Source organism: Mycobacterium barrassiae, assembly GCF_025822765.1.
Classification (GTDB): Bacteria; Actinomycetota; Actinomycetes; order Mycobacteriales; family Mycobacteriaceae; genus Mycobacterium; species Mycobacterium barrassiae.
Map to the genome: position 1 here is coordinate 95362 of NZ_JACKUK010000035.1, position 19511 is coordinate 114872.

19 protein-coding genes and 1 tRNA gene are annotated in these 19511 nt (G+C 66.5%); 14 read left to right on the top strand and 6 right to left on the bottom strand.

Annotated elements, in window-relative coordinates:
- Positions 1-60: 60 nt before the first annotated feature.
- The 11 genes from H7J93_RS23740 (at position 61) to H7J93_RS23790 (ending at position 10365) form a co-directional block, all read left to right on the top strand.
- A complete protein-coding gene (locus tag H7J93_RS23740) occupies positions 61-1206 on the top strand; it encodes a tyrosine-type recombinase/integrase (RefSeq protein WP_267308741.1) in 1146 nt (381 codons plus the stop codon).
- 187 nt (positions 1207-1393) lie between these two features.
- The gene (locus H7J93_RS23745) at positions 1394-1627 is read left to right on the top strand and encodes an excisionase family DNA-binding protein (protein WP_267308742.1); all 234 of its coding nucleotides are present in this window, start codon (positions 1394-1396) and stop codon (positions 1625-1627) included.
- A 74-nt stretch (positions 1628-1701) separates the two neighbouring features.
- On the top strand, positions 1702-3438 hold the full coding sequence (locus H7J93_RS23750; RefSeq protein ID WP_267308743.1) for an AAA family ATPase: 1737 nt from the start codon (positions 1702-1704) through the stop codon (positions 3436-3438).
- 459 nt (positions 3439-3897) lie between these two features.
- Positions 3898-4155, top strand: coding sequence for a hypothetical protein (locus H7J93_RS23755; protein WP_267308744.1), 258 nt, complete (start codon positions 3898-3900; stop codon positions 4153-4155).
- A gap of 478 nt (positions 4156-4633) precedes the next feature.
- Positions 4634-6088 carry a terminase large subunit domain-containing protein gene (locus H7J93_RS23760; RefSeq protein WP_267308745.1) on the top strand — a complete coding sequence of 485 codons (1455 nt, stop codon included), beginning with the start codon at positions 4634-4636 and terminating at the stop codon, positions 6086-6088.
- The gene (locus H7J93_RS23765; protein ID WP_267308746.1) at positions 6085-7449 is read left to right on the top strand and encodes a phage portal protein; all 1365 of its coding nucleotides are present in this window, start codon (positions 6085-6087) and stop codon (positions 7447-7449) included. Before H7J93_RS23760 ends, H7J93_RS23765 begins: the two co-directional genes overlap by 4 nt.
- Entirely contained in the window at positions 7446-8015 is a 570-nt protein-coding gene (locus tag H7J93_RS23770; RefSeq protein WP_267308747.1) for a VG15 protein, read from the top strand. Before H7J93_RS23765 ends, H7J93_RS23770 begins: the two co-directional genes overlap by 4 nt.
- Entirely contained in the window at positions 8012-8464 is a 453-nt protein-coding gene (locus H7J93_RS23775) for a hypothetical protein (protein WP_267308748.1), read from the top strand. The genes H7J93_RS23770 and H7J93_RS23775 overlap by 4 nt, the downstream gene beginning before the upstream one ends.
- A 303-nt stretch (positions 8465-8767) precedes the next feature.
- The gene (locus tag H7J93_RS23780; RefSeq protein WP_267308749.1) at positions 8768-9631 is read left to right on the top strand and encodes a phage major capsid protein; all 864 of its coding nucleotides are present in this window, start codon (positions 8768-8770) and stop codon (positions 9629-9631) included.
- 111 nt (positions 9632-9742) lie between these two features.
- Positions 9743-10057, top strand: a complete 315-nt coding sequence (locus H7J93_RS23785) for a hypothetical protein (protein ID WP_267308750.1) — start codon at positions 9743-9745, stop codon at positions 10055-10057.
- Positions 10057-10365, top strand: a complete 309-nt coding sequence (locus H7J93_RS23790; protein WP_267308751.1) for a hypothetical protein — start codon at positions 10057-10059, stop codon at positions 10363-10365. The genes H7J93_RS23785 and H7J93_RS23790 overlap by 1 nt, the downstream gene beginning before the upstream one ends.
- Before the next feature lie 56 nt (positions 10366-10421).
- Here the strand turns inward: H7J93_RS23790 and H7J93_RS23795 are convergent.
- Positions 10422-10494: transfer RNA gene (locus H7J93_RS23795), tRNA-Asn, on the bottom strand.
- A 149-nt stretch (positions 10495-10643) separates the two neighbouring features.
- Between H7J93_RS23795 and H7J93_RS23800 the strand changes: the two genes are divergently transcribed.
- Entirely contained in the window at positions 10644-10907 is a 264-nt protein-coding gene (locus tag H7J93_RS23800; RefSeq protein WP_267308752.1) for a hypothetical protein, read from the top strand.
- On the opposite strand, the gene H7J93_RS23805 is transcribed toward H7J93_RS23800, so the two are convergent.
- The 3 genes from H7J93_RS23805 to H7J93_RS23815 all read right to left on the bottom strand — a co-directional run bounded on the left by H7J93_RS23805 (position 10904) and on the right by H7J93_RS23815 (position 14538).
- Positions 10904-11224: a DUF7155 family protein gene (locus H7J93_RS23805; RefSeq protein ID WP_267308753.1), complete on the bottom strand. Its 321-nt coding sequence runs from the start codon at positions 11222-11224 to the stop codon at positions 10904-10906. The two genes, H7J93_RS23800 and H7J93_RS23805, sit on opposite strands and share 4 nt — an antisense overlap.
- A gap of 64 nt (positions 11225-11288) precedes the next feature.
- On the bottom strand, positions 11289-13205 hold the full coding sequence (dnaG, locus tag H7J93_RS23810; RefSeq protein ID WP_267308754.1) for a DNA primase: 1917 nt from the start codon (positions 13203-13205) through the stop codon (positions 11289-11291).
- A 34-nt stretch (positions 13206-13239) separates the two neighbouring features.
- Positions 13240-14538, bottom strand: coding sequence for a deoxyguanosinetriphosphate triphosphohydrolase (locus H7J93_RS23815; protein WP_267308755.1), 1299 nt, complete (start codon positions 14536-14538; stop codon positions 13240-13242).
- On the opposite strand from H7J93_RS23815, the gene H7J93_RS23820 reads away from it, so the two are divergent.
- Positions 14537-16546 carry a TPM domain-containing protein gene (locus H7J93_RS23820; protein WP_267308756.1) on the top strand — a complete coding sequence of 670 codons (2010 nt, stop codon included), beginning with the start codon at positions 14537-14539 and terminating at the stop codon, positions 16544-16546. The genes H7J93_RS23815 and H7J93_RS23820 overlap by 2 nt on opposite strands.
- A gap of 69 nt (positions 16547-16615) precedes the next feature.
- Here H7J93_RS23820 and H7J93_RS23825 read toward each other — a convergent pair whose 3' ends face one another.
- Together H7J93_RS23825 and H7J93_RS23830 are read right to left on the bottom strand one after the other, a co-directional pair.
- Positions 16616-17503: a type IV toxin-antitoxin system AbiEi family antitoxin gene (locus tag H7J93_RS23825; protein ID WP_267308757.1), complete on the bottom strand. Its 888-nt coding sequence runs from the start codon at positions 17501-17503 to the stop codon at positions 16616-16618.
- Positions 17504-17669: 166 nt separating this feature from the next.
- The gene (locus tag H7J93_RS23830) at positions 17670-19109 is read right to left on the bottom strand and encodes a glycine--tRNA ligase (RefSeq protein ID WP_267308791.1); all 1440 of its coding nucleotides are present in this window, start codon (positions 19107-19109) and stop codon (positions 17670-17672) included.
- 36 nt (positions 19110-19145) lie between these two features.
- Between H7J93_RS23830 and H7J93_RS23835 the strand changes: the two genes are divergently transcribed.
- Positions 19146-19505 carry an ArsR/SmtB family transcription factor gene (locus H7J93_RS23835; protein ID WP_267308758.1) on the top strand — a complete coding sequence of 120 codons (360 nt, stop codon included), beginning with the start codon at positions 19146-19148 and terminating at the stop codon, positions 19503-19505.
- Positions 19506-19511 lie beyond the last annotated feature (6 nt).

Consider the following 19511-nt stretch of genomic DNA (forward strand, 5'->3'; position numbering starts at 1 on the left):
CTGTTGGGCTGCGCTAGGGTCACTATTGCACGGAGGTTGCACGACACGGGAGCGTGGCAGATGGCGGCGAAGAGCGAGCGGACGCGGCGGCAGTTCGGACGGCTACGTCAGTTGCCGTCCGGCCGGTGGCAGGCGAGCTACCTGCACAACGGGACCGTGTACAAAGCGCTGGCGACGTTTCCCACCAAGAGCAGCGCCGGTCATTGGCTACAGGCCGAAGATGATCTGATCGACCTGGACCGGCGTCGGCCTGGTGAGTGGACACCGCCCGCAGAGCGCGCCGCGCGCAGGGAGGCCGAGAAGCTGACGTTGCGGACCTACGCCACGACGTGGCTCGAGCACCGCAATATCTCCCGGCGCACCCGCGAGAACTACCGGTATCACCTGGAGTCGAACATCTACCCGGTGCTCGGCGACAAGGCGCTGGCCGAGATCACGCCCGAGGACGTGCGGGAGTGGTTCTCCGGTCTGGGGACCACCTACCAGACCCGCAATGCCCGCGCCTACGGCGTGCTGACGGCAGTGTTCAACACAGCGGTAGACGACGATCTGCTCGGCCGCAGTCCGGCGCGCATCAAAGGTGGGACGGCGGTCAAACACACTAAGCGCTCATCTGTGGTGCTGCTGGAGCCGCGCGAGCTGACCGCGTTGGCCAACGCCATGCCCGACGAACTGACGCTGACCGTCTTGCTGGCCGGGTGGTGCGGACTGCGGCGCGGTGAGGTATTCGCGCTGACCCGTGCAGACGTCGCCGCCGACGGCTCGACGGTGCGGGTAGACAAGGCGGTCACCTACCGCGAGCACAAATACCTCTGTGGCCCGCCCAAGACCCGTGAGAGCAACCGGGTGGTGACGGTGCCGGTGCACGTGCGTTCGGCGCTCACCGGCCATCTGAGCGCCCATGTGGGCGACGCAAAAGGCGCGTTGCTGTTCCCTGACCCCGAAACCGGCTCGTTCTACACCGAGGGCCGGTTCCGAGGTCCGTTTTTCGCCGCCCGCAAGGCCATTGGGCACGACGATCTCCACTTTCACGATCTGCGCCACTTCGGCGGTGTGATGGCGGCGGTGGCCGGAGCCACCACCAAGGAGGTCATGGACCGCCTGGGGCACACCACTAGCTCGGCATCGATGCGCTATCAGCACGTTGCCGCGGGTCGGGCCGACGCGCTGGCTGAGCGGTTGTCGGCGCTGGCCGCGAGCACGTGATCTAATTAAATCCTTTGTGCCGCAGGTAATTTAATTCGTCGTGCGCCTGTCGTGTCCTGACGAATCCTTACAGTCCCAGGTGTATCCTGAGGTTCGGTCATAGCCCCGGACCCTCTGCACACGCACACATCACATCCCACGCACACCACACACGCGGGGATCATTCATCACACCGATGGAGTAGATCGTGCGTGAGAAGCACACAGCCACAAGCATTTACACCTCAGTCAAGGGTGCCGCCCAACGGTATGACGTCGCGGATTGCACCATTCGAGAACTCATCAACACGGGGAGACTGCCCGCTTACCGGTTCTCCGACAAGCCTGGCAGTGCGATTCGGATCAAGATCACCGACCTTGAGGCGCTGATGAAGCCCGTCATTCCCGCAGAACTTCGGACGGGATCGCTTGAGCGCTGCTGAAAAGTGAGCGCCCCGCGGGGCAGTGAACCCGCGGGGCGATCGACCGAGTTAGCCACTAGGAGACAAGGTTCCCGATGACTGGCCCCAAGCATACCCCGTCCGATGCGGGTGACGCACTACCACAACGGCTCGACAAGCGCGCAACCCGGCTGTGGTGCGCTCACGCCGCCGAGTTGATCAACGTTGCGACCGACCGACGCGCCGCGCTGGCGTCGATGACAAAGCATGTGATGCCGGTCAAGGTGCTGCTTGACCGAAACCTGATCAGCGACAGCGAGATTCCGACTACCGACACAGCGGCCGAGTGGGCGAGCAGAAACGGCGTCGGCGATCCCGCGATGGCGGGGCCGAGCGCGAACGCTCGCGATAGTTGGACCGCTCTGGCGTTGGATCACGGCGTCGCACCGCTTGCCGAGTTCTCGCTGTCCAGCATCGTCGCTGCGGGCGACTCCGGGATTGTCGGGGACTGGGCTACCAACCTGGTCGAGCACGCGCGCAACTCATTGGCTGTCCAACGGCCGCGACGGCCCGCAGATCGGGCGGTGAAATTCACCGCGTCGCGGCTGGTTTGGGAGTTCAACGTGCCGGTTTCTGACGTGCTGCTGTTGCCGGTAGCGACCACGGCATCGGACGCCGCTACCGCGCACCTGGTAGACCGCTGGGAGGCCGAGGACTGGCGGGCCGCGCGCAGTGGCGACGCCGACTCCGACCGTCCTCATGTACGCCGTGCGCGCTCCCTGGTGCCCGCTGCGCAGCTCGATTGGCTGGCCCGTGGTCGTGTGCCTACCGCGGCGGTCACGCTGCTGGTGGGCGACGAGGGCATTGGCAAGAGCCTCTATTGGGTTTGGCTCGCGGGTGCCGTCACGACCGGCAAGGCGGTGTTGGAGTACGGCATCCCGGCGCGCGATCCGGGTCACGTGTTCGTCGTCGCGACCGAAGACGACTGGGCCACGGCTGTGTTGCCCCGGCTCGAAGTGGCCGGAGTGGATCTCGACTACGTGCATGTGGTCTGCGTCGAGGAGGACGGCAGTGGTGCACCGACGTTCCCGCGAGACATCGGCGTCCTGGCCGACGCCGAGGTGACACCGGCTCTGGTCGTGGTTGACGCCTGGCTCGATACGGTGCCGTCCGGGTTGCAGGTTCGCGACCCCCAACAGGCACGGCAAGCACTGCACCCGTGGCGCGAGTACGCGGCCAGCACCCGCGCGTCGGTGCTGTTGCTCACGCACACGAACAGGGTCGCCACAGCCAACCCGCGCGACAAGTACGGCATCACGTCGGAGTTGCGCAAGAAAGCCCGGTCGACGTTGTTCGCACAGGCCGACCCGGACAACCCCGAGTGCGTTCTCATCGGTCCCGAGAAGTCGAACATTGCCGGTCAAACATCATCCGACCGCTTCCGTATCACGCCGGTGCAGCATTTCGAGCCGACCGATTCCAGTGACGGAACGGTGCCACGGATCGAGTACGTCGAATCGGTCGGACGGTCGGCACGCGAACTGATCACCGATGCGTTCTACGGACCCGGCGAGGACGACGACGATTCCGACGTGACCGAGGCGAGGAACTGGCTCGATGACTTCCTCACCGCGCATGGTCGGACGCCGAGCAAGGACGTCAAGAGTGCAGCCCGTGCGGACGGAATCACCGAGCGCACATTGCAGCGCGCAGCGGAGAAGATGAAGCGAGCAGGTGACCTCGCGTATTTCTCCGAGGGATTCCCGCGCGTCACCGCGTGGGAACTGGTCGGCGGTCTGGCGGTAGATGGGACCGATCCCTACAGCAACCTTTGCGAGAGGGGCGAGCAGTGACGCCCACAGTTGCGCCAGTCACGCCAACCACGCCACCCGTGTCTCGAAACCTTGGCGCGACAGGCGCAACTGGACGCTACCTGCGGAAACAAGTTGGCGCGACTGAACGGAATTCCCGCAGTGACGCCAGTCGCGTCAAGCCAGAGACACATGGCACGACTGTTGTCGCGACTGGCCCAACTGGCACTCATACGTTCGTTCGTCTGCACCCGCAGAGGTTCGACAGCAAACCGATGGGACGGAGTGAATTTCATGACTGATCTGCTCGACTACTGCCGAACCTGCGTCACCGAATGCGGCTGTGGCCGCACTGACACGCTCACCGATCCATTTCAGATTGATTGGGACGGAACAGGTTCCATGCTGACTGCTAGGTATGTGTGTGGTTGTGGACATGTGTGGACGTGTCACTGGTCGCCAGAACTGTTGGACGCCAAGGGAATGGGAGGATAGACAGCTATGGCGACGACGGACGAATACGGCGCGCTGTTGACCGCGCTCGCGTTGATCGACGCATATGCCGACCGCGACGAGGATTCAATTACCGCGCTGCTCGACGGGCAGGACGCTGGACCGGTCGTGTCCAATCTGCTTGAGGTGACTCACCGGCTGCTGCGCATCATCGCGGCCGTCACGCAGGTCGATCCGCTCAAGCCGATTGACGTACTGCGTCAAAGCACGCTCGCGCAGATCGCACACAAGGGGTTGGACTCATGACCCTGCGGCCGTGCATCGAATGCGGCGAGCCGTCGAATGGCTCTCGTTGCGACGCTCACACGCGCAAGTCGCCGCCAAAGCTCTCGGCTACCGAGCGTGGATACGATGCCGCCTGGGAGCGTCTGAGCGCCCGTGCGCGCCGGTTGCAGCCGTGGTGCTCGGACTGCGGGGCCACCGATGACTTGCAGTGCGATCACAGCCCGCAGGCGTGGGCGCGCAAGGCTGCTGGCAAGGCCATCCGGCTACGGGACGTGGACGTGGTGTGCGGACCGTGCAACCGACGCCGAGGCGCTGCCCGTCCAGCAAACATCACGGACAGGCCAGCAAACACGCCCGTGAGCGCGACCAGGGGGGTAACCCCTGGTCAGACCCCTAAGGACCCCGGCTTTGAGGCCAAGTCTGAGTTACACACCGAGTTCCCGGCTGTGGCGCTGCGGCCAGCAAACAGCAAACCCGGTCCAGCAAAGCGGGTGGCGGCATGAGGGCTGGACCGAAGGGCACCGTGCGCGCGGCACCGCTGGACCTGTCGCGCTGGTCGGCCGACCGTGCGCGACGACGAGAGCGGTTCATCGGCAAGTACCTGGTGACCCCGCGCGGGCAGGGTGCCGGTGAGCCGTTCCGGCTGCGGACGTTTCAGCGGGAGATCATCGGCGGCGCGTTCGCGCCGGGTATCCGTACCGCGCTGGTGAGCCTCCCACGCGCCAACGGCAAGACGATGTTGGCTGCGGCACTGGCCCTCGCGGAGCTGTTCGTCGGCCTGCCCAGTGCCGAGGTGCTGGTCGTCGCCAGCGATCAGCGTCAGGCGAATATCACGCTGAAGTATGCCAAGCGGATGGTGGAGTTGAATCCTGTTCTGGCAGAACGTGTGCAGGTGTATGCGGACCGGTTGTATCTCCCCGAGAATGACGCCACTCTGTTGCCGTTGCCCGCCGAGCCCGGTGCCCTGCACGGCCATGACCCCTCGCTGTTGATCGTGGACGAGCTGCACGTGGTGACCGAGGCCGTCTGGGAGGCCGTGACGAGCGTGTCGGGTAAGCGGCCGGAATCGCTCACGCTGGCGATCAGCACCCCGGCCAGCTCACCCGACAGCATCATGTGGCGGCTTGTCGAGCACGGCCGCGCTGGCGATGACCCGTCGTTCTACTTGCGCGAGTTCGCCGCACCCGAGGGCTGCGCGGTGACCGACCGCAGGGCGTGGCGCATCGGTAATCCGGCGCTGGCGTGCCGTGACCCGTTCCTCAGTGAGGACGGCATCGAAGCGGCCCGCAAAACCATCCGTGAGCCGGTGTTCCGACAGCTTCGGTTGGGGCAGTGGGTGACCGGCGTCGAGTCGTGGTTGCCGTGGGGCATGTGGGACGCCTGCGCGGCGCAGCGTGCCGTACAACCGCGTGATCGGGTGGTCCTGGCGTTCGACGGGTCGGCATCGGGTGACTCCACGGCGCTGGTCGGTTGCACGCTCGACGGTCACCTGTGGCTTGAGGGCATGTGGGACAACCCCGGCGATCCGCGCTGGCGGGTGCCGCGCGCCGACGTGGACATGGCTGTGCAGATGGCTTTCCAGAAGTACGACGTGATCGAGCTCGCTGCCGACCCGTGGGGATGGCGCAGTGAGATCGAGCAGTGGGCGCAGCGTCACGGTGAGCGCCGGGTGTTGGAGTGGAACACCGCCAACGCGCAGCGGATGGCACCGGCCACCGACCGGCTTTACCAGGCGGTCAGCACGAAATCGGTGACCCACGATGGCGATCCGCGAATGGCCGCGCACGTCGCGCACTGCGTGGCGAAATCGACCCCGATGGGCGACCTGGTGAGCAAGGACAAACGGGGGTCGCCCCGCAAGATCGACGCCGCGGTAGCCGCCATCGTCGCCTACGACCGGGCAGCGTTCCATCAGCAACGAAATCGCAAGAGAGTCAGGTCATTTGCATCATGATCACCACCCAAACACAGACTGAGCTGCTGACCGCTCTGCTCCAGCGACTCAACGAACCGCTGGCGCGCTATGCCGATCTGGACCGTTATTACACCGGCAATCAGCCGTTGGCGTTCCTGTCCCCGGAGGCGAAAGCTGCGCTGGGCAACAGGTTCGGCATCATGTCCAGCAACCTGCCACGGCTGGCCGTCACAGCGCTGGCCGAGCGGCTGCGGGTGACCGGTTTCACCGGGGAGGCTGCGGCGGTGTGGCCGGACTGGCTGCGTAACGACCTCGACCAGACCAGCGGTGTAGCACACCGCGAGGCGTTGCTGCTCGGGGACAGCTACGTCATCGTGTGGGCTGACCCGCTCGGCCGTCCACGGGTGACCGTCGAGTCGGCGAAACAGGTGGCTGTGCTGACCGATCCGGGTAGCCGGCAGATCGTCGCCGCGGTGAAGCGGTGGGAGGACACACAGGCCAAGACGACCGAGGCCGTGGTGTATCAGCCCGACGAGATTCGTCGGCTGCGCGCCGATCAGCAGGGCGCGGTGGCCAACGGTTTCCAGACTCTCGAAGTCATTCCTAACCCGCTCGGTGTGGTGCCGGTCGTGCGGTTGTCCAACACCGACCGCATCGTCGGCGACTGGGGTAGCTCGGAGGTTGACGACCTGAAACCGCTTGTGGACGCGCTCAACAAGTCGCTGGCCGACATGATGGTGACGAGCGAATTCGTCGGCCGTCCGCGCCGCTGGGCGACCGGAATCGAGCTGACCGAGGAACCGGTGACCGACGACGACGGCAACCCGGTACTGGACGACGACGGCCAGCCCATCATGCGGGAAGTCAACCCGATTCCCGAAGGGCACCGGGCGATGATCTCGGAGAGCGATCAGGCCAAGTTCGGCCAGTTGGCCGCTGCGGACCTGTCTGGCTATGAGGCCAGCGTGCGGACGATCCTCGGTCAGATCATGGCCGTGTCAACGCTGCCCGCGCACTACGTCGGAGTGCTGACCGACAACCCGGCCAGCGCGGACGCGCTGCGTGCTGCCGAGGCGTCGTTGACCGCCCGTGCCGAGGCCCGTCAGCAGACGTTCGGCCGAGCGTGGGAACAGGTCGCCAAGCTGATGGTTGCGGTGAAGGACGGCCGCGACCCGGCACAGGTTGAGGCGCGGGTGCAGTGGGCCAATGCCGCGACCCGTTCGGTCGCACAGGAGGCCGACGCGGTGGTCAAGCTGTACCAGGCCGGTCTACTGCCGATCTCCTACGCGCTGGCCAAGCTCGGTTACTCCGATGACGACATTGCCGCGATCCGGGTGGCCCGACGCGGTGAAGCGCTCGACGGGGCCGGGGTTGATCTGTTGGGCGGCCGCAACGCATGACGACGGCAACGGCGATGACCGGCGTGGGCCGTTACCAAACGCTCACCGACGATCTGGCGACCTGGACGGCCGCTGCGGCGGTGCACGTCTACTTTCGCAGCGCTCTGTCGCGAGCCGAGATCGCTGCCGCGATAGCCGCTGTGATCGCGGCCGGTAATGCGGCAGCGGTGACGCTGGCGGCGTTGTTCGTCCGCGCGGTGCTGGAGGAGTCCGCGGGAGACCCCGTGTCGGCGGTGGGTTTACCGCCCGTTGACGGCACCGAGCGGCTGACCCGGGCTGTGGCGACCGTCCTCGATGACGCGGCCCCCGAATCGTCAGCACCGATGCGCGTAAAACGGCTTGCCCGGAGCGAAGTTCTGGACGCGGGACAGCAGGCCGTCACGGACATCATCGCCACGGTTCCGGTTGTCACCGGCTGGCGGCGCGTCCTCGACGCCGACCCCTGCGAGCGCTGCCAGCGGTGGGCCGAGGACGGGCGAGTGTTCCCGAAAGGTCACCACTTCAAGCGGCATTACGGCTGCAACTGCCAGGCCGAGATCGTTACAACGAAAGGAACAGGATCATGACCGACACAGCCACCGAGGACGCCGCCACGACCGAGGAGGCCCCAAACCTCGACGACATCGCGGCCGAGGACACGGCCACCGAGGAGGACGCCGCAGAGACCGGCGACGATCAGCCCGACGACGCCGAGACGTTCCCGCGGTCGGTGGTCGAAAAGCTGCGTCAGGAGAACGGGCGCTACCGGCAGCGTGCCCAGCAGACCGACGCCTACGCGCAGCGGCTGCACACCGAGCTAGTGCGGGCGACCGGACGCCTGGCCGACCCGTCCGATCTGGAGTTCGACGCCGAGCACCTGGACGACGCCGAGGCGCTGACTGCGGCGATTGACGAACTGCTGACCGATAAACCGCACCTGGCGTCCCGCAAGCCGGTTGGCGATATCGGGCAGGGTCACCGCGGCGGTTCGTCTGAGCCGTTCTCGCTGCTGGGAATGCTCAAAGAGCGGACGTAGTCGGACTAGCATCGTCGAGCGTGGCGACGATCAGGGAGTACACGGACGACATCTGCTCGGAATGCAGGCAACAGATGTACTCCGAAGTGATGGAGATTGGCAACGCGGCGTCTTCGCCCAGGTTCCGCGTAGACGGTCCTACCTGTTGGACCCAGGGTTGCTCGCTCGATCAACAGAGACGGCTGTCGAAGTTCTTCACGACCAATCGTTAAGATGGTCACGTAGGGCCTGGCGCCCGAATCCCGATTGACGCCCTGGCGGCGTGTCGAATCCCCCACCGACACAAAGCGTTAGGACGCCATCGTGGCCATCGAAGTAACTTCGGGCAATTCCACCCTGATTCAGTCGCAGGTCGCCAGCCTGCTCGTTCAGCCGCTAGAGCAGGTATCGACGTTCCTTGCCGCGGGGCCGGTCGTGCTCGACAGCTCCAGCCCGGTCCGGGTGCCGCGCATCGTCAACGGCGTCACTGCCGGATTCGTCGCCGAAGGTGCCCAGATCAGTGACGGCGATGTGGCGTTCGATGAGGTGACGCTGCTGCCGAGCACGCTCAAGGGACTTAAGGTGCTGGTGAAGCTCTCGAATGAGCTGATCCGAACCTCGGTCGTCGGCCTGGAGGCGGTGCTGCGGACCCGTCTGGTCACCGACGTGGCGAACGCGCTCGACGCGGCGCTGTGGGACGGTGCTGGCACGTCGAACACCATCAAGGGCATCCTTCGCCAGACCGGGATCACGACCGGCGTGCTGGACCTGACCGACCCGGACAGCCTCATTGACGGCCTGGCCGTCGCGCAGGGCAACAAGGTCACGCCGACTCACTGGGTGATGACCGCTGCGTCGTTCGCGGCCATTCGCAAGATCAAGGTCGGTGCCGGGGATGCCCGCTACGTGATCGACCCGAACACGATTCAGAACGGGACCGATCTGCGGCTGTTGGGTCTACCGGTCATCATCACCGACAACATCCCGAACGCGGCCGGTACGCCGACCAAGGCACGTGTGGCGCTCGTGGACATGTCCAAGGTGGTCGTGGCCCGCGACGTCAACGCCGAGGTCAAGATTCTCGATCAGACCTGGGGCGATTACGACAGCATCGGTATCCGCGTCGTCAGCCGTTGGGACACAGCGCTGTTGCAGTCCAAGGCCGTCACGCTGCTGACCGAGGCGTAGACAACGCCTAGCTGACATAGGGATTGTCAACGCCCGCAACGTAAAAGGCGGGTGACCCTCCAGTCCCGGACAGCGGTTGCGGAGGGTCACCCACTCGAAAGGATAACGAGAATGGCGGCAGTCACCGGGCAGGCCGTGGCCGACTTCCTCGGTCAGGGCGACGATGACACACTCGTCGAGCTGGCATCCGAGCACGCCGCGATCATGACCGCGCTCGCACGGTCGTACACGCGAGGCCGCGGATTCGCGGGCGCGGACCCGGCCGAGGACATCGCCGCCGTGATCGTCACCGCTACGGCTCGTCTGGTGGCCAACCCGGAACAGTTGGCGTCCGAGGTCGGCAGCGTGGCGATTCGCGGCGGCTGGCAAGGCTGGAACTTGGCGGAGCAGATCGTCCTGAATCGCTACCGAGTGCGGGCGCTGTGATGCTGGGCCGCGACAAGATCACCATCAACTTCTCCGAAGGTCGGACCGGACCACGTTTCAGCCGGACCGTCTACGGGACCATCGTCACCGAGCATCTGGACGGCAAGCTACAGCCGTTCTCTAACGTGCTGGTGTTCTTGAACTACTACCGGCTGATCCTCCCGCGGACCCTTGATCTCAGTGGCGGCAACATCGTGACGGTGGATTTCGGAACGAAGGTCGGTGCGCGATTCGAGACGCCGCCCGTGCGGGTCTACGACGCCCGCGGCCGGGTGCGCCACTGGGAGGGGGTCGTGCGGTCGAGCTGACTGCCCGATCTTGCACGTATGTTGCACGCAATTGCCAGAAATATGCGCTGACCTTGCTCCCCCGGCTGGACTCGAACCAGCAACCCTTCGGTTAACAGCCGAATGCTCTGCCAATTGAGCTACAGGGGACGGCTCGCCCGCGATGTCGCCATAGCGCGGGCCGAGGCATGACTTTAGCGCACCCGGCGTTCGCGCCGCCAATACGCCGCCGCCCAGCGCGCACTCAGGCGAGTGAGGCAGGATAGAGAGGTACTGCACCGTCGTTCGGGAGGGGCCTTGTGATCCGGTATCTCGCCGTGTTGGCCGTCGGCTACGTATTGGGCACAAAGGCGGGCCGGCGCCGATATGAACAGATCGCGGGCACCTACAAGGCGGTCACCGAGAGTCCGGCGGCCAAAGCCGTGATCGACGCGGGCCGCCGCAAGATTGCCGACCGGGTATCGCCGGATCCGCCGATGGTCACACTCACCGAAATCGACCGCGGCACCGCCGTGATCGGACCGGAGTCGGCGAAGGCCGCGCCCAAGGGGCGTGTGCGCTAGCCGATTCCCCGGTTGATGGTCGTACCCGGGAACAGCGGGCCGGTGTTGACGCCGATGCCACCGTTCTCGCCGAAGGCACCGACCGCCGGCGTGCCCAGGTTGACGCCGTTGCCCTGGGAGTAGCCCAGGCACTTACCGGTCTCCTGGTTGCCGTACCACGCCAGGCAACCCGGGGGCAGCGCGACGGCATCAGAACTATCAGTCGTGGTCAGCGCCGATGCGGCGAAGGGCGCCGCGACCGCGGCCACTGCGAACGCGCCAGCGGCAATGAGTTTCCGCGCCCGGTTCTTGGTCGCCCGGTTCCTGGTCGTTGTCACGAGTGTGCCTTTCTCAGCGTTCCCCGACGTAGATCGCGGCCCTACCCTATCGCGTTACCGGACTTCACGCAGTGAGGTCGTCGCCGCTGGCCTGTTCCAACAGGCTGCGGCGATAGGCCTCCATTGCGACCAGGTCCCCGAACAGGGCGTGGTACTCGTCGCCCTGCTCCACCGGCGACATGCGCTGAAGCTTCGACTTGACCTCGGCGATCTGCCGTCCGACCCAGACTTCCTGCAGCCGGGCCAGCACCCCGGCGATGTAGCGCGGCATCTTCTCGTCGTCGTCGACGTTGATGGCCTCCACGCCGAGCTCGTTGACCAGCCCCGCGGCCGCCTCCGATGCCGCCTGCCCGCGGACGGCGTCGATCCACTGCGCGCCGGAGTGCCCCGCGGCCGCACCGCCTGCCGCGCTGATCGCGGCCCGCACCGCGGCGTACCCGGGATGGGTGAAGCTCTCCACGGTCAACGAGTCGAACACCGGACCGGCCAGCGCCGGGTATTGCAGCGCGGATTTCAATGCCTCGCGCTGGGGCCACAGCGTCGGATCGGCCGGATCGGGGCGTTTGACAGCAGGCGCTGCCGCGCGTCGGGGCGCGGCGGCTTCGGTCGGGGCGCGCCGCCGACCGGTGCGCTCGGGCATACCGCGCCTCTGCGCCTCCTCGCGCACCCGGCCGATCACCTGGTTGACCTCATCCCAGCCGACCCACCCGGCCAACCGGCGCGCGTATTCGTCGCGCAGCATGCTGTCCTTGATCCGCGCAACCATCGGCACGCACTGCCGCAGCGCGTTCACCCGGCCCTCGGCGCTGTCGAGATCGTGTTCGGCAAGCGCTGTGCGAACGGCGAACTCGAACAGCGGCGTGCGGCGCGCCACCAGGTCCCGCAGCGCCCCGTCGCCCGCCTTGAGGCGCAGATCGCACGGGTCCATCCCGTCGTCCGCCACGGCCACGAAGGACTGCCCGGCGAGGTTCTGTTCACCCTCGAAGGCCTTCACCGCCGCCGCGCGTCCCGCCGCGTCCCCGTCGAAGACGTAGATCAGCTCGCCGCGAAAGAAGTTGTCGTCCATCATGAGTCGGCGCAGCATCGCCAGATGCTCGTCACCGAATGCGGTGCCGCAGGAGGCGACAGCGGTGGTCACCCCCGCGAGGTGCATCGCCATCACGTCGGTGTAGCCCTCCACCACGACCGCCTGATGCCCCTTGGCGATGTCACGCTTGGCCAGGTCGAGGCCAAACAACACCGACGACTTCTTGTAGAGCACGGTCTCGGGGGTGTTGACGTACTTCGCTTCCATCGGGTCGTCGTCGAAGATGCGTCGCGCCCCGAACCCGATGACCTCCCCGCCGGCCGCCCGGATGGGCCACAGCAGACGACGGTGGAAACGGTCCATGGGACCGCGCCTGCCCTCCCGCGACAGACCGGCGGCCTCCAGCTCCTTGAACTCAAATCCCTTGCGCATCAAGTGCTTTGTCAGCGTCTCCCACCCCGAGGGCGCGAACCCGCATCCGAACCTCGAGGCGGCTTCGGCGTCGAAGTTGCGCTCGAGCAGGTACGCGCGGGCGGGGGCGGCCTCGTCGGACTTCAGCGCCTCGGCGTAGAACTCCTGGGCGGCGGCGTTCGCGGCGAGCAGCCTGCTGCGGCTGCCGCGGTCGCGCTGCACGTTCGTCGTCGAGCCGCCGGTGTAGGTGACGGTGTAGCCCACCCGGTCGGCCAGCAGCTCGACGGCCTCGACGAAGCTGACGTGCTCGATCTTCTGGACGAACGCGTAGACGTCGCCGCCCTCGCCGCAGCCGAAGCAGTGGAAGTGGCCGTGGTTGGGTCGCACATGAAACGACGGCGACTTCTCGTCGTGGAACGGGCACAGCCCCTTCAGCGAGTCGGCGCCAGCCCGGCGCAGCTGCACGTAGTCTCCGACGACGTCTTCGATGCGTACGCGTTCACGAATGGCCGCGATGTCACGATCGGGGATGCGGCCGGCCACCGGGCCAGTCTAGAGCGCCGGGGGTGGGGCCCGGTCACGCGAACGCGGGTTCCAATCGCTCCAGTCGTCCCTCGGTGAAGGAGGCCACCTGGTCGATGACGACCCGCAGCCGGGCACCGTCGGTTTCGGCGGCGTTGAACGCCGGGGCGAAGACCGGATCCAGCGTCGCGGGGGCGCCCGCGAGCGTCCACTCCACCACGCGGTGGACGCGGTCGCGCTGCCTCGCCTGCAGGTCCAGGTGTCGCGGATCGGACATGATGAACTGCAACGCCAGGATCTTCAGCACCGCCACCTCGGCCCGGACGAGGTCGGGCACATGGAGCTCGGACTGGTACCGCACCAGCGGACCTGCCCCGGCGACCTCCCTGGTCGCGGCGATGGCGGCGGAGGCGAACCGGCCGACCAGCTCGCTGGTCAACCGCTTGAGCGCGACGGACGCCGCAAGGGTGGCGTCGTACTTGCCGACGGCGGCGACGACGGGCAGGTTCGACAAGCGGTTCGCAGCGGCCACCAGGTCGTCGGCGCGTAGTCCGGCACCCATCCCGCTGGATTCGCCGAGACGTCCCAACTCGGCGGCCGCGTCGTCGTCGGCCAGCACCCTCATGTCTATGCGGCCCGACACGACGCCGTCCTCGACGTCGTGCACTGAATAGGCCACGTCGTCGGCCCAGTCCATGACCTGCGCCTCCAGGCACGGCCTCGCGTCGGGCGTGCCGGAGCGGACCCAGTCGGCGGCGGTGGCGTCGTCCTCGTAGAAGCCGAACTTGCCCTGCTGCCCGGTCCGACGCCAGGGGTACTTGGTCACCGCGTCCAGTCCAGCCCGGGTGAGGTTCAGTCCGGCGCTACGACCTTGGGCGTCAAGGACTTTGGGCTCCAGACGGGTCAGGATGCGGAAGTTCTGCGCGTTGCCTTCGAAGCCGCCGCAATCGGCAGCGATCTCGTTGAGCGCCCGCTCGCCGTTGTGGCCGTACGGCGGGTGGCCGATGTCGTGGGCAAGACCGGCCATGTCGACCAGGTCGGGATCGCAGCCCAGGCCGATCGCCATCCCCCGGCCGATCTGGGCGACCTCCAGCGAATGGGTCAGCCGGGTGCGGGGGGTATCACCCTGCCGGGGACCGACCACCTGGGTCTTGTCGGCCAGCCGCCGCAGCGCGGCACAGTGCAGAACTCTGGCCCGGTCACGGGCGAAATCCGTGCGGTGTTCGGTGTCCGTGCCCGGCAGCGCGGCACCCTTCTGCGGCTCGACCACCAGCCGTTCGCGGTCGAACTCGTCATAGGGTCCTTGATTCGCAGCCACCGCCGCACAGTCTGCCAGTACTAGATTGGCGGGCATGCGCATCGCCCGCTTGTTCAGCGTCGTGTTCGCGATACTCGTTGCCGGTCTCGTCCTGGCTCCGGCCACGACGGCAGAACCACCGTTCCGCGTCCCCGACTACGTCACCGACAGGGCAGGCGTGCTGTCGCCGAGCCAGCGCGCGCAGGTCGAGAGCGCGATCAACGAGCTCTACAACGACAACCGCACCCGGCTGTGGGTGGTGTACGTCGACAGCTTCGGACAAGGCGCCGTCGGCTGGGCGCGAACGACGATGCAGATCAGCGATTTCGGTGACCGCGACGCGCTGTTGGCGGTCGCCACCCGCGAACGTGCCTACGCATTCCAGGTGCCGTCGGACGTCATGAGTCAGTCCAACGCGGCGGCCCTGCAGCGCAACACCATCGAACCCGCGCTGCGCCAGGGCGATTGGGCGGGTGCGGCCATCGCCGCGGCACAGGGCCTACAGGAGCCGCCCTCGTCGGGCGCGGGCATCACCTGGTACGGCCTGCTGGTCGCGATGGCGATCTTCGGCCTGATCATTCTGGGGCTGTGGCTGTGGTCCCGGCGCCGTCGCCGCAAGAGGCGTGAAGCCGAGTTCGCCGCGGCCCGGCGGGTGGACCCCGCCGACCCCCAGGCCTTGGCGGCCGTCTCGCTCGACGCACTCGACGACCTCTCCAAGATGATGGTGGTCGACGTCGACAATGCGGTACGCACCAGCGAGAGCGAATTAGCCCTGGCGGTGGAGGAATTCGGCACCGCGCAGACCGAACCCTTCAGCCGGGCCGTCGCGAACGCGAAAACGACGCTGGCGCAGGCGTTCAACGTGCGCCAGATCCTCGACGACGCCATCCCCGAGACGCCGCAGCAGCGCCGCGACCTGCTCACCCGCGTGGTCGTCGCCGCCGCCAAGGCCGACCGGGAGCTGGAGGCGCAGTCGGAGGCCTTCGAGAAACTGCGCGATCTCGTCATCAACGCACCTACCCGTCTCGACACCCTGACCCAGCAGATGGTCGACCTCACCGCGCGGCTCGGCCCGTCGGAGGAGGCGCTGAAAGCCCTGCACGATCAATTCGACGCTGCTGCACTGACTTCCGTCGCCGACAACGTGAAGACCGCCAGGGAACGGTTGAACTTCGCCGACAAGAACATCACCACCGCGCGCAACTGCGTCGCCAGGCCGGTGGGCCAGCAGATGGGTCTGGTCGATGCGATCCGCGCCGCGGAATCGTCGCTGGGGCAGGCCCGTTCGCTGCTGGATGCGGTCGACAGTGCGGGAGCGGACATCAGTCGCGCCGCCGCGGCGCTGCCTGCGGCGATCGACGACATCAAGAACGGTGTCAGCCAGGCGGACGAACAGCTGCGCCAGGGCAAGATCTCCCTGCAGAACGAACTGAGGGCGGCGCGTGACCAGGCAGCAGCCGCGATCGCCGACGCCGAGAAGAACGGCAGCACCGACCCGCTCGGCACGTTCACCCGGCTGACCAAGGCCGACGCCGAACTCGATCGGCTGCTCGCCAGCGCGACCGAGGAACGCCAAGCCACCGAACGCCTCACCCGGGCGTTTGACCAGGCGCTGTTCTCCGCGCAGTCGCGCGTTCGTGGGGTCTCGGACTTCATCGACACCCGCCGCGGCAGCATCGGACCCGAGGCGCGCACAAGGCTCGCCGAAGCGGTCCGCCAATTGCAGGCCGCTCAGGACAAGAGGGCGACGAACCTGAGCGAGGCGATCGCGCACGCCAACGGCGCGGACATGCTCGCCGCACAGGCGCAGTCGCTGGCCAGCCAGGACGTCGCAGCCGCGCAGCGGTCCTACACGTCCGGCTGGGGCGGCGGTGGCAGCGGGTCCGACATGGGCGGGGTCATCGGCGGCATCATCATCGGCAACATCCTCAGCGGCGCGCTGCGTGGCGGGTTCGGCGGCTTCGGCGGTTTCGGTGGCGGGCTCGGGATGGGCCGGTCGACGTCGTTCGGCGGGTCGTCGCATTCGTCGGGGCGCAGCTACGGCGGTGGCGGCGGCCGCTTCTAGCCCGTTCTTTGCCGCGAGCGTGCGTGTCTGCGAGCGACACGCCGTGTAATAATTCGATTTCACGCACGCTCACGCCGCCTGCGAACGCTGCAACTGAACTTCGATGCGGCGCAACATATCTTGGGGCTGACGCCGGACATCGTCAAACACCACCGAGACGACGGACCAGCCAATCTCTTGTAGTGCCGCCCGCTTCTGTCGATCTCGGCGAAACTTCTCTGGATCGCTGTGGAAGTCGAAACCGTCGTACTCAACGGCGACCTTTCGGCCGGGCCACGCGCAGTCGACGCGCCACCGACGACCGTCGCGATCGACGATCTCGTACTGCAGTTCGTCTGGCGGCAGTCCACCGTCGATCATCACCAGTCGCGTTTCGCTTTCCATCGGCGACTCGGCCTCCGCCCTTGCCAACGGGATCAACTCGCGCACCGCGACGATCCCGCGTCGACCCGATTGCAGCACCGCGGCCGCCCACAACTCGCTAGCAGTGCAGGTTCTGCTGCGCAGAGCCGCGTCGAGCGTGGCCAGCGCCCGAGGCCGCCGCAGCGATCGGGCCACCTCAACGGCGGTCCAGGCCGGCGCCGTCGCCAGACGGCCGTCGATTTCGGTCAGCGGTGCGCCCTCGCGACGATGCACGAACAGTCCGTCGCAGTGGCGTAGCTGATGATGATCAGGATTCAGGACGTGCAGATCGACGACGTCTTCGGTGTCGAATCCGTATGCAGCTGCTGCGGTGCCCAGACACATTGCGACTGGCTCACCAGCCCGAAGATCGACACCCCGCAGTCTGATCAGCGTGTCCGGTTCCTCGCGGCTGTAGACGCCCGGCCACACCCTCATCAGCTCTCCAGTGGCGATTTTGGTGTCGAGCTGGCTGCGGCTCAGCACCGCCAATAGTTGGCCGCTGGTGGCCACGTCGCCTTGGGTGTCGAAGAGCGCGGTCAAGTCGTCGGTCATGTCGACGATCGTCAGACTGACGTGGCTCGCGATGTGGGCGACGAATCAAAGTTGTGGATGGGTTGCCAGTTGGGGATAACCAGCGCGGCGTGAGCGTGCGCGAACTCGGATTCTGGCGCGGCGTGTCGCCCTCAGACACGCACGCTCGCGGTAGTTGACTCGGCGGTTAGCAGCCTTTGAGGCGGGTCGCCAGGTAGTCGCTGACGTTGTCCATCGCGACGCGGTCCTGTGTCATGGCGTCGCGTTCGCGGACCGTCACCGCGTGATCCTCGAGCGAATCGAAGTCGACCGTCACACAGAACGGCGTGCCGATCTCGTCCTGCCGGCGATAGCGCCGTCCGATCGCGCCCGCATCGTCGAACTCGACGTTCCACGACTTGCGCAGCTCGGCCGCGAGATCGCGGGCCTTCGGTGACAGCTCCTCGTTACGCGACAGCGGCAGCACCGCGGCCTTGACCGGCGCCAGCCGCGGATCGAGCCGCAGCACCGTGCGTTTGTCCACCCCGCCCTTGGCGTTGGGCGCCTCGTCCTCGCAGTAGGCGTCGACGAGAAATGCCATCAGGGACCGGGTCAGGCCGGCTGCGGGTTCGATGACGTAGGGCACGTAGCGGGTATCGGTCGCCTGGTCGTAGAACGACAGGTCGACGCCGGAATGCTGTGCGTGCGTGGACAAATCGAAGTTGGTTCGGTTCGCGACACCCTCGAGTTCACCCCACGGGTTGCCCTGGAAGCCGAACTTGTACTCGATGTCGACCGTTCGATCGCTGTAGTGCGACAGCTTGTCCTTCGGATGTTCGTAGAGCCGCAGGTTGTCGCGGTCGATGCCGAGGTCGACGTACCACTGCAGCCGGGTGTCGATCCAGTACTGGTGCCATTCGGGAGCGGTGTCGGGTTCGACGAAGAACTCCATCTCCATCTGCTCGAACTCGCGTGTGCGGAAGATGAAGTTGCCCGGCGTGATCTCGTTGCGGAAGCTCTTGCCGATCTGGCCGATGCCGAACGGCGGCTTCTTACGCGCGGTCGTCACGACGTTCGCGAAGTTGACGAAGATGCCCTGCGCGGTTTCCGGCCGCAGATAGTGCAGGCCTTCTTCGGTCTCGATCGGACCGAGATAGGTCTTGAGCATCATGTTGAAGTCGCGCGGCTCGGTCCACTGCCCCTTGGTGCCGCAGTCCGGGCACACGATCTCCGACATCGGCACCGAGTCAGGGCTGGAGAAGCCCTTCTTCTCGCCTCCTTTTTCGAAGAATGCCTCCTGCATGTGGTCCTGCCGGTGGCGCTTGTGACAGTTCAGGCATTCGACGAGCGGATCGTTGAACACGTCGACGTGCCCGGACGCCACCCAGACCTCACGCGGCAGGATGATCGCGCTGTCGAGGCCGACGACGTCGTCGCGGCCGGTGACTACCGAGCGCCACCACTGCCGCTTGATGTTCTCCTTGAGCTCCACCCCGAGTGGGCCGTAATCCCACGCCGACCTCGTGCCGCCGTAGATCTCGCCGGATTGAAAGACGAGGCCACGACGCTTGGCGAGATTGGCGACGGTGTCGATGATCGACGAAGACTGAGCCACAGGTGCACAGCCTAGCGACCTGCCAGAGCGCATTGACATGCGGAAGTGTGCATGTATTCTGGCGCCATAATGGAAACCGTTTCCACTTTCGCTGTCGAGGACGGACACGACCACAGCGGCGGGCCCTTTCCGGAGCTTCCCCCTCGCGACGTGCTGGACACCTCCGGCGACCTCCTGCGTGCACTGGCCGCGCCCGTCCGCATCGCGATCGTCCTGCAGCTGCGCGAGTCGGCGCGCTGCGTTCACGAACTCGTCGACGCGCTCGCCGTACCCCAACCGTTGGTCAGCCAGCACCTGCGGATCCTCAAGTCCGCGGGCGTCGTCGCGGGCGAGCGGTCGGGACGCGAAGTGATGTACCGCCTCGTCGATCATCACCTCGCCGACATCGTCGTCGCAGCGGTGACCCACGCGGCGGAAGGCCACGCGTGACGGGCT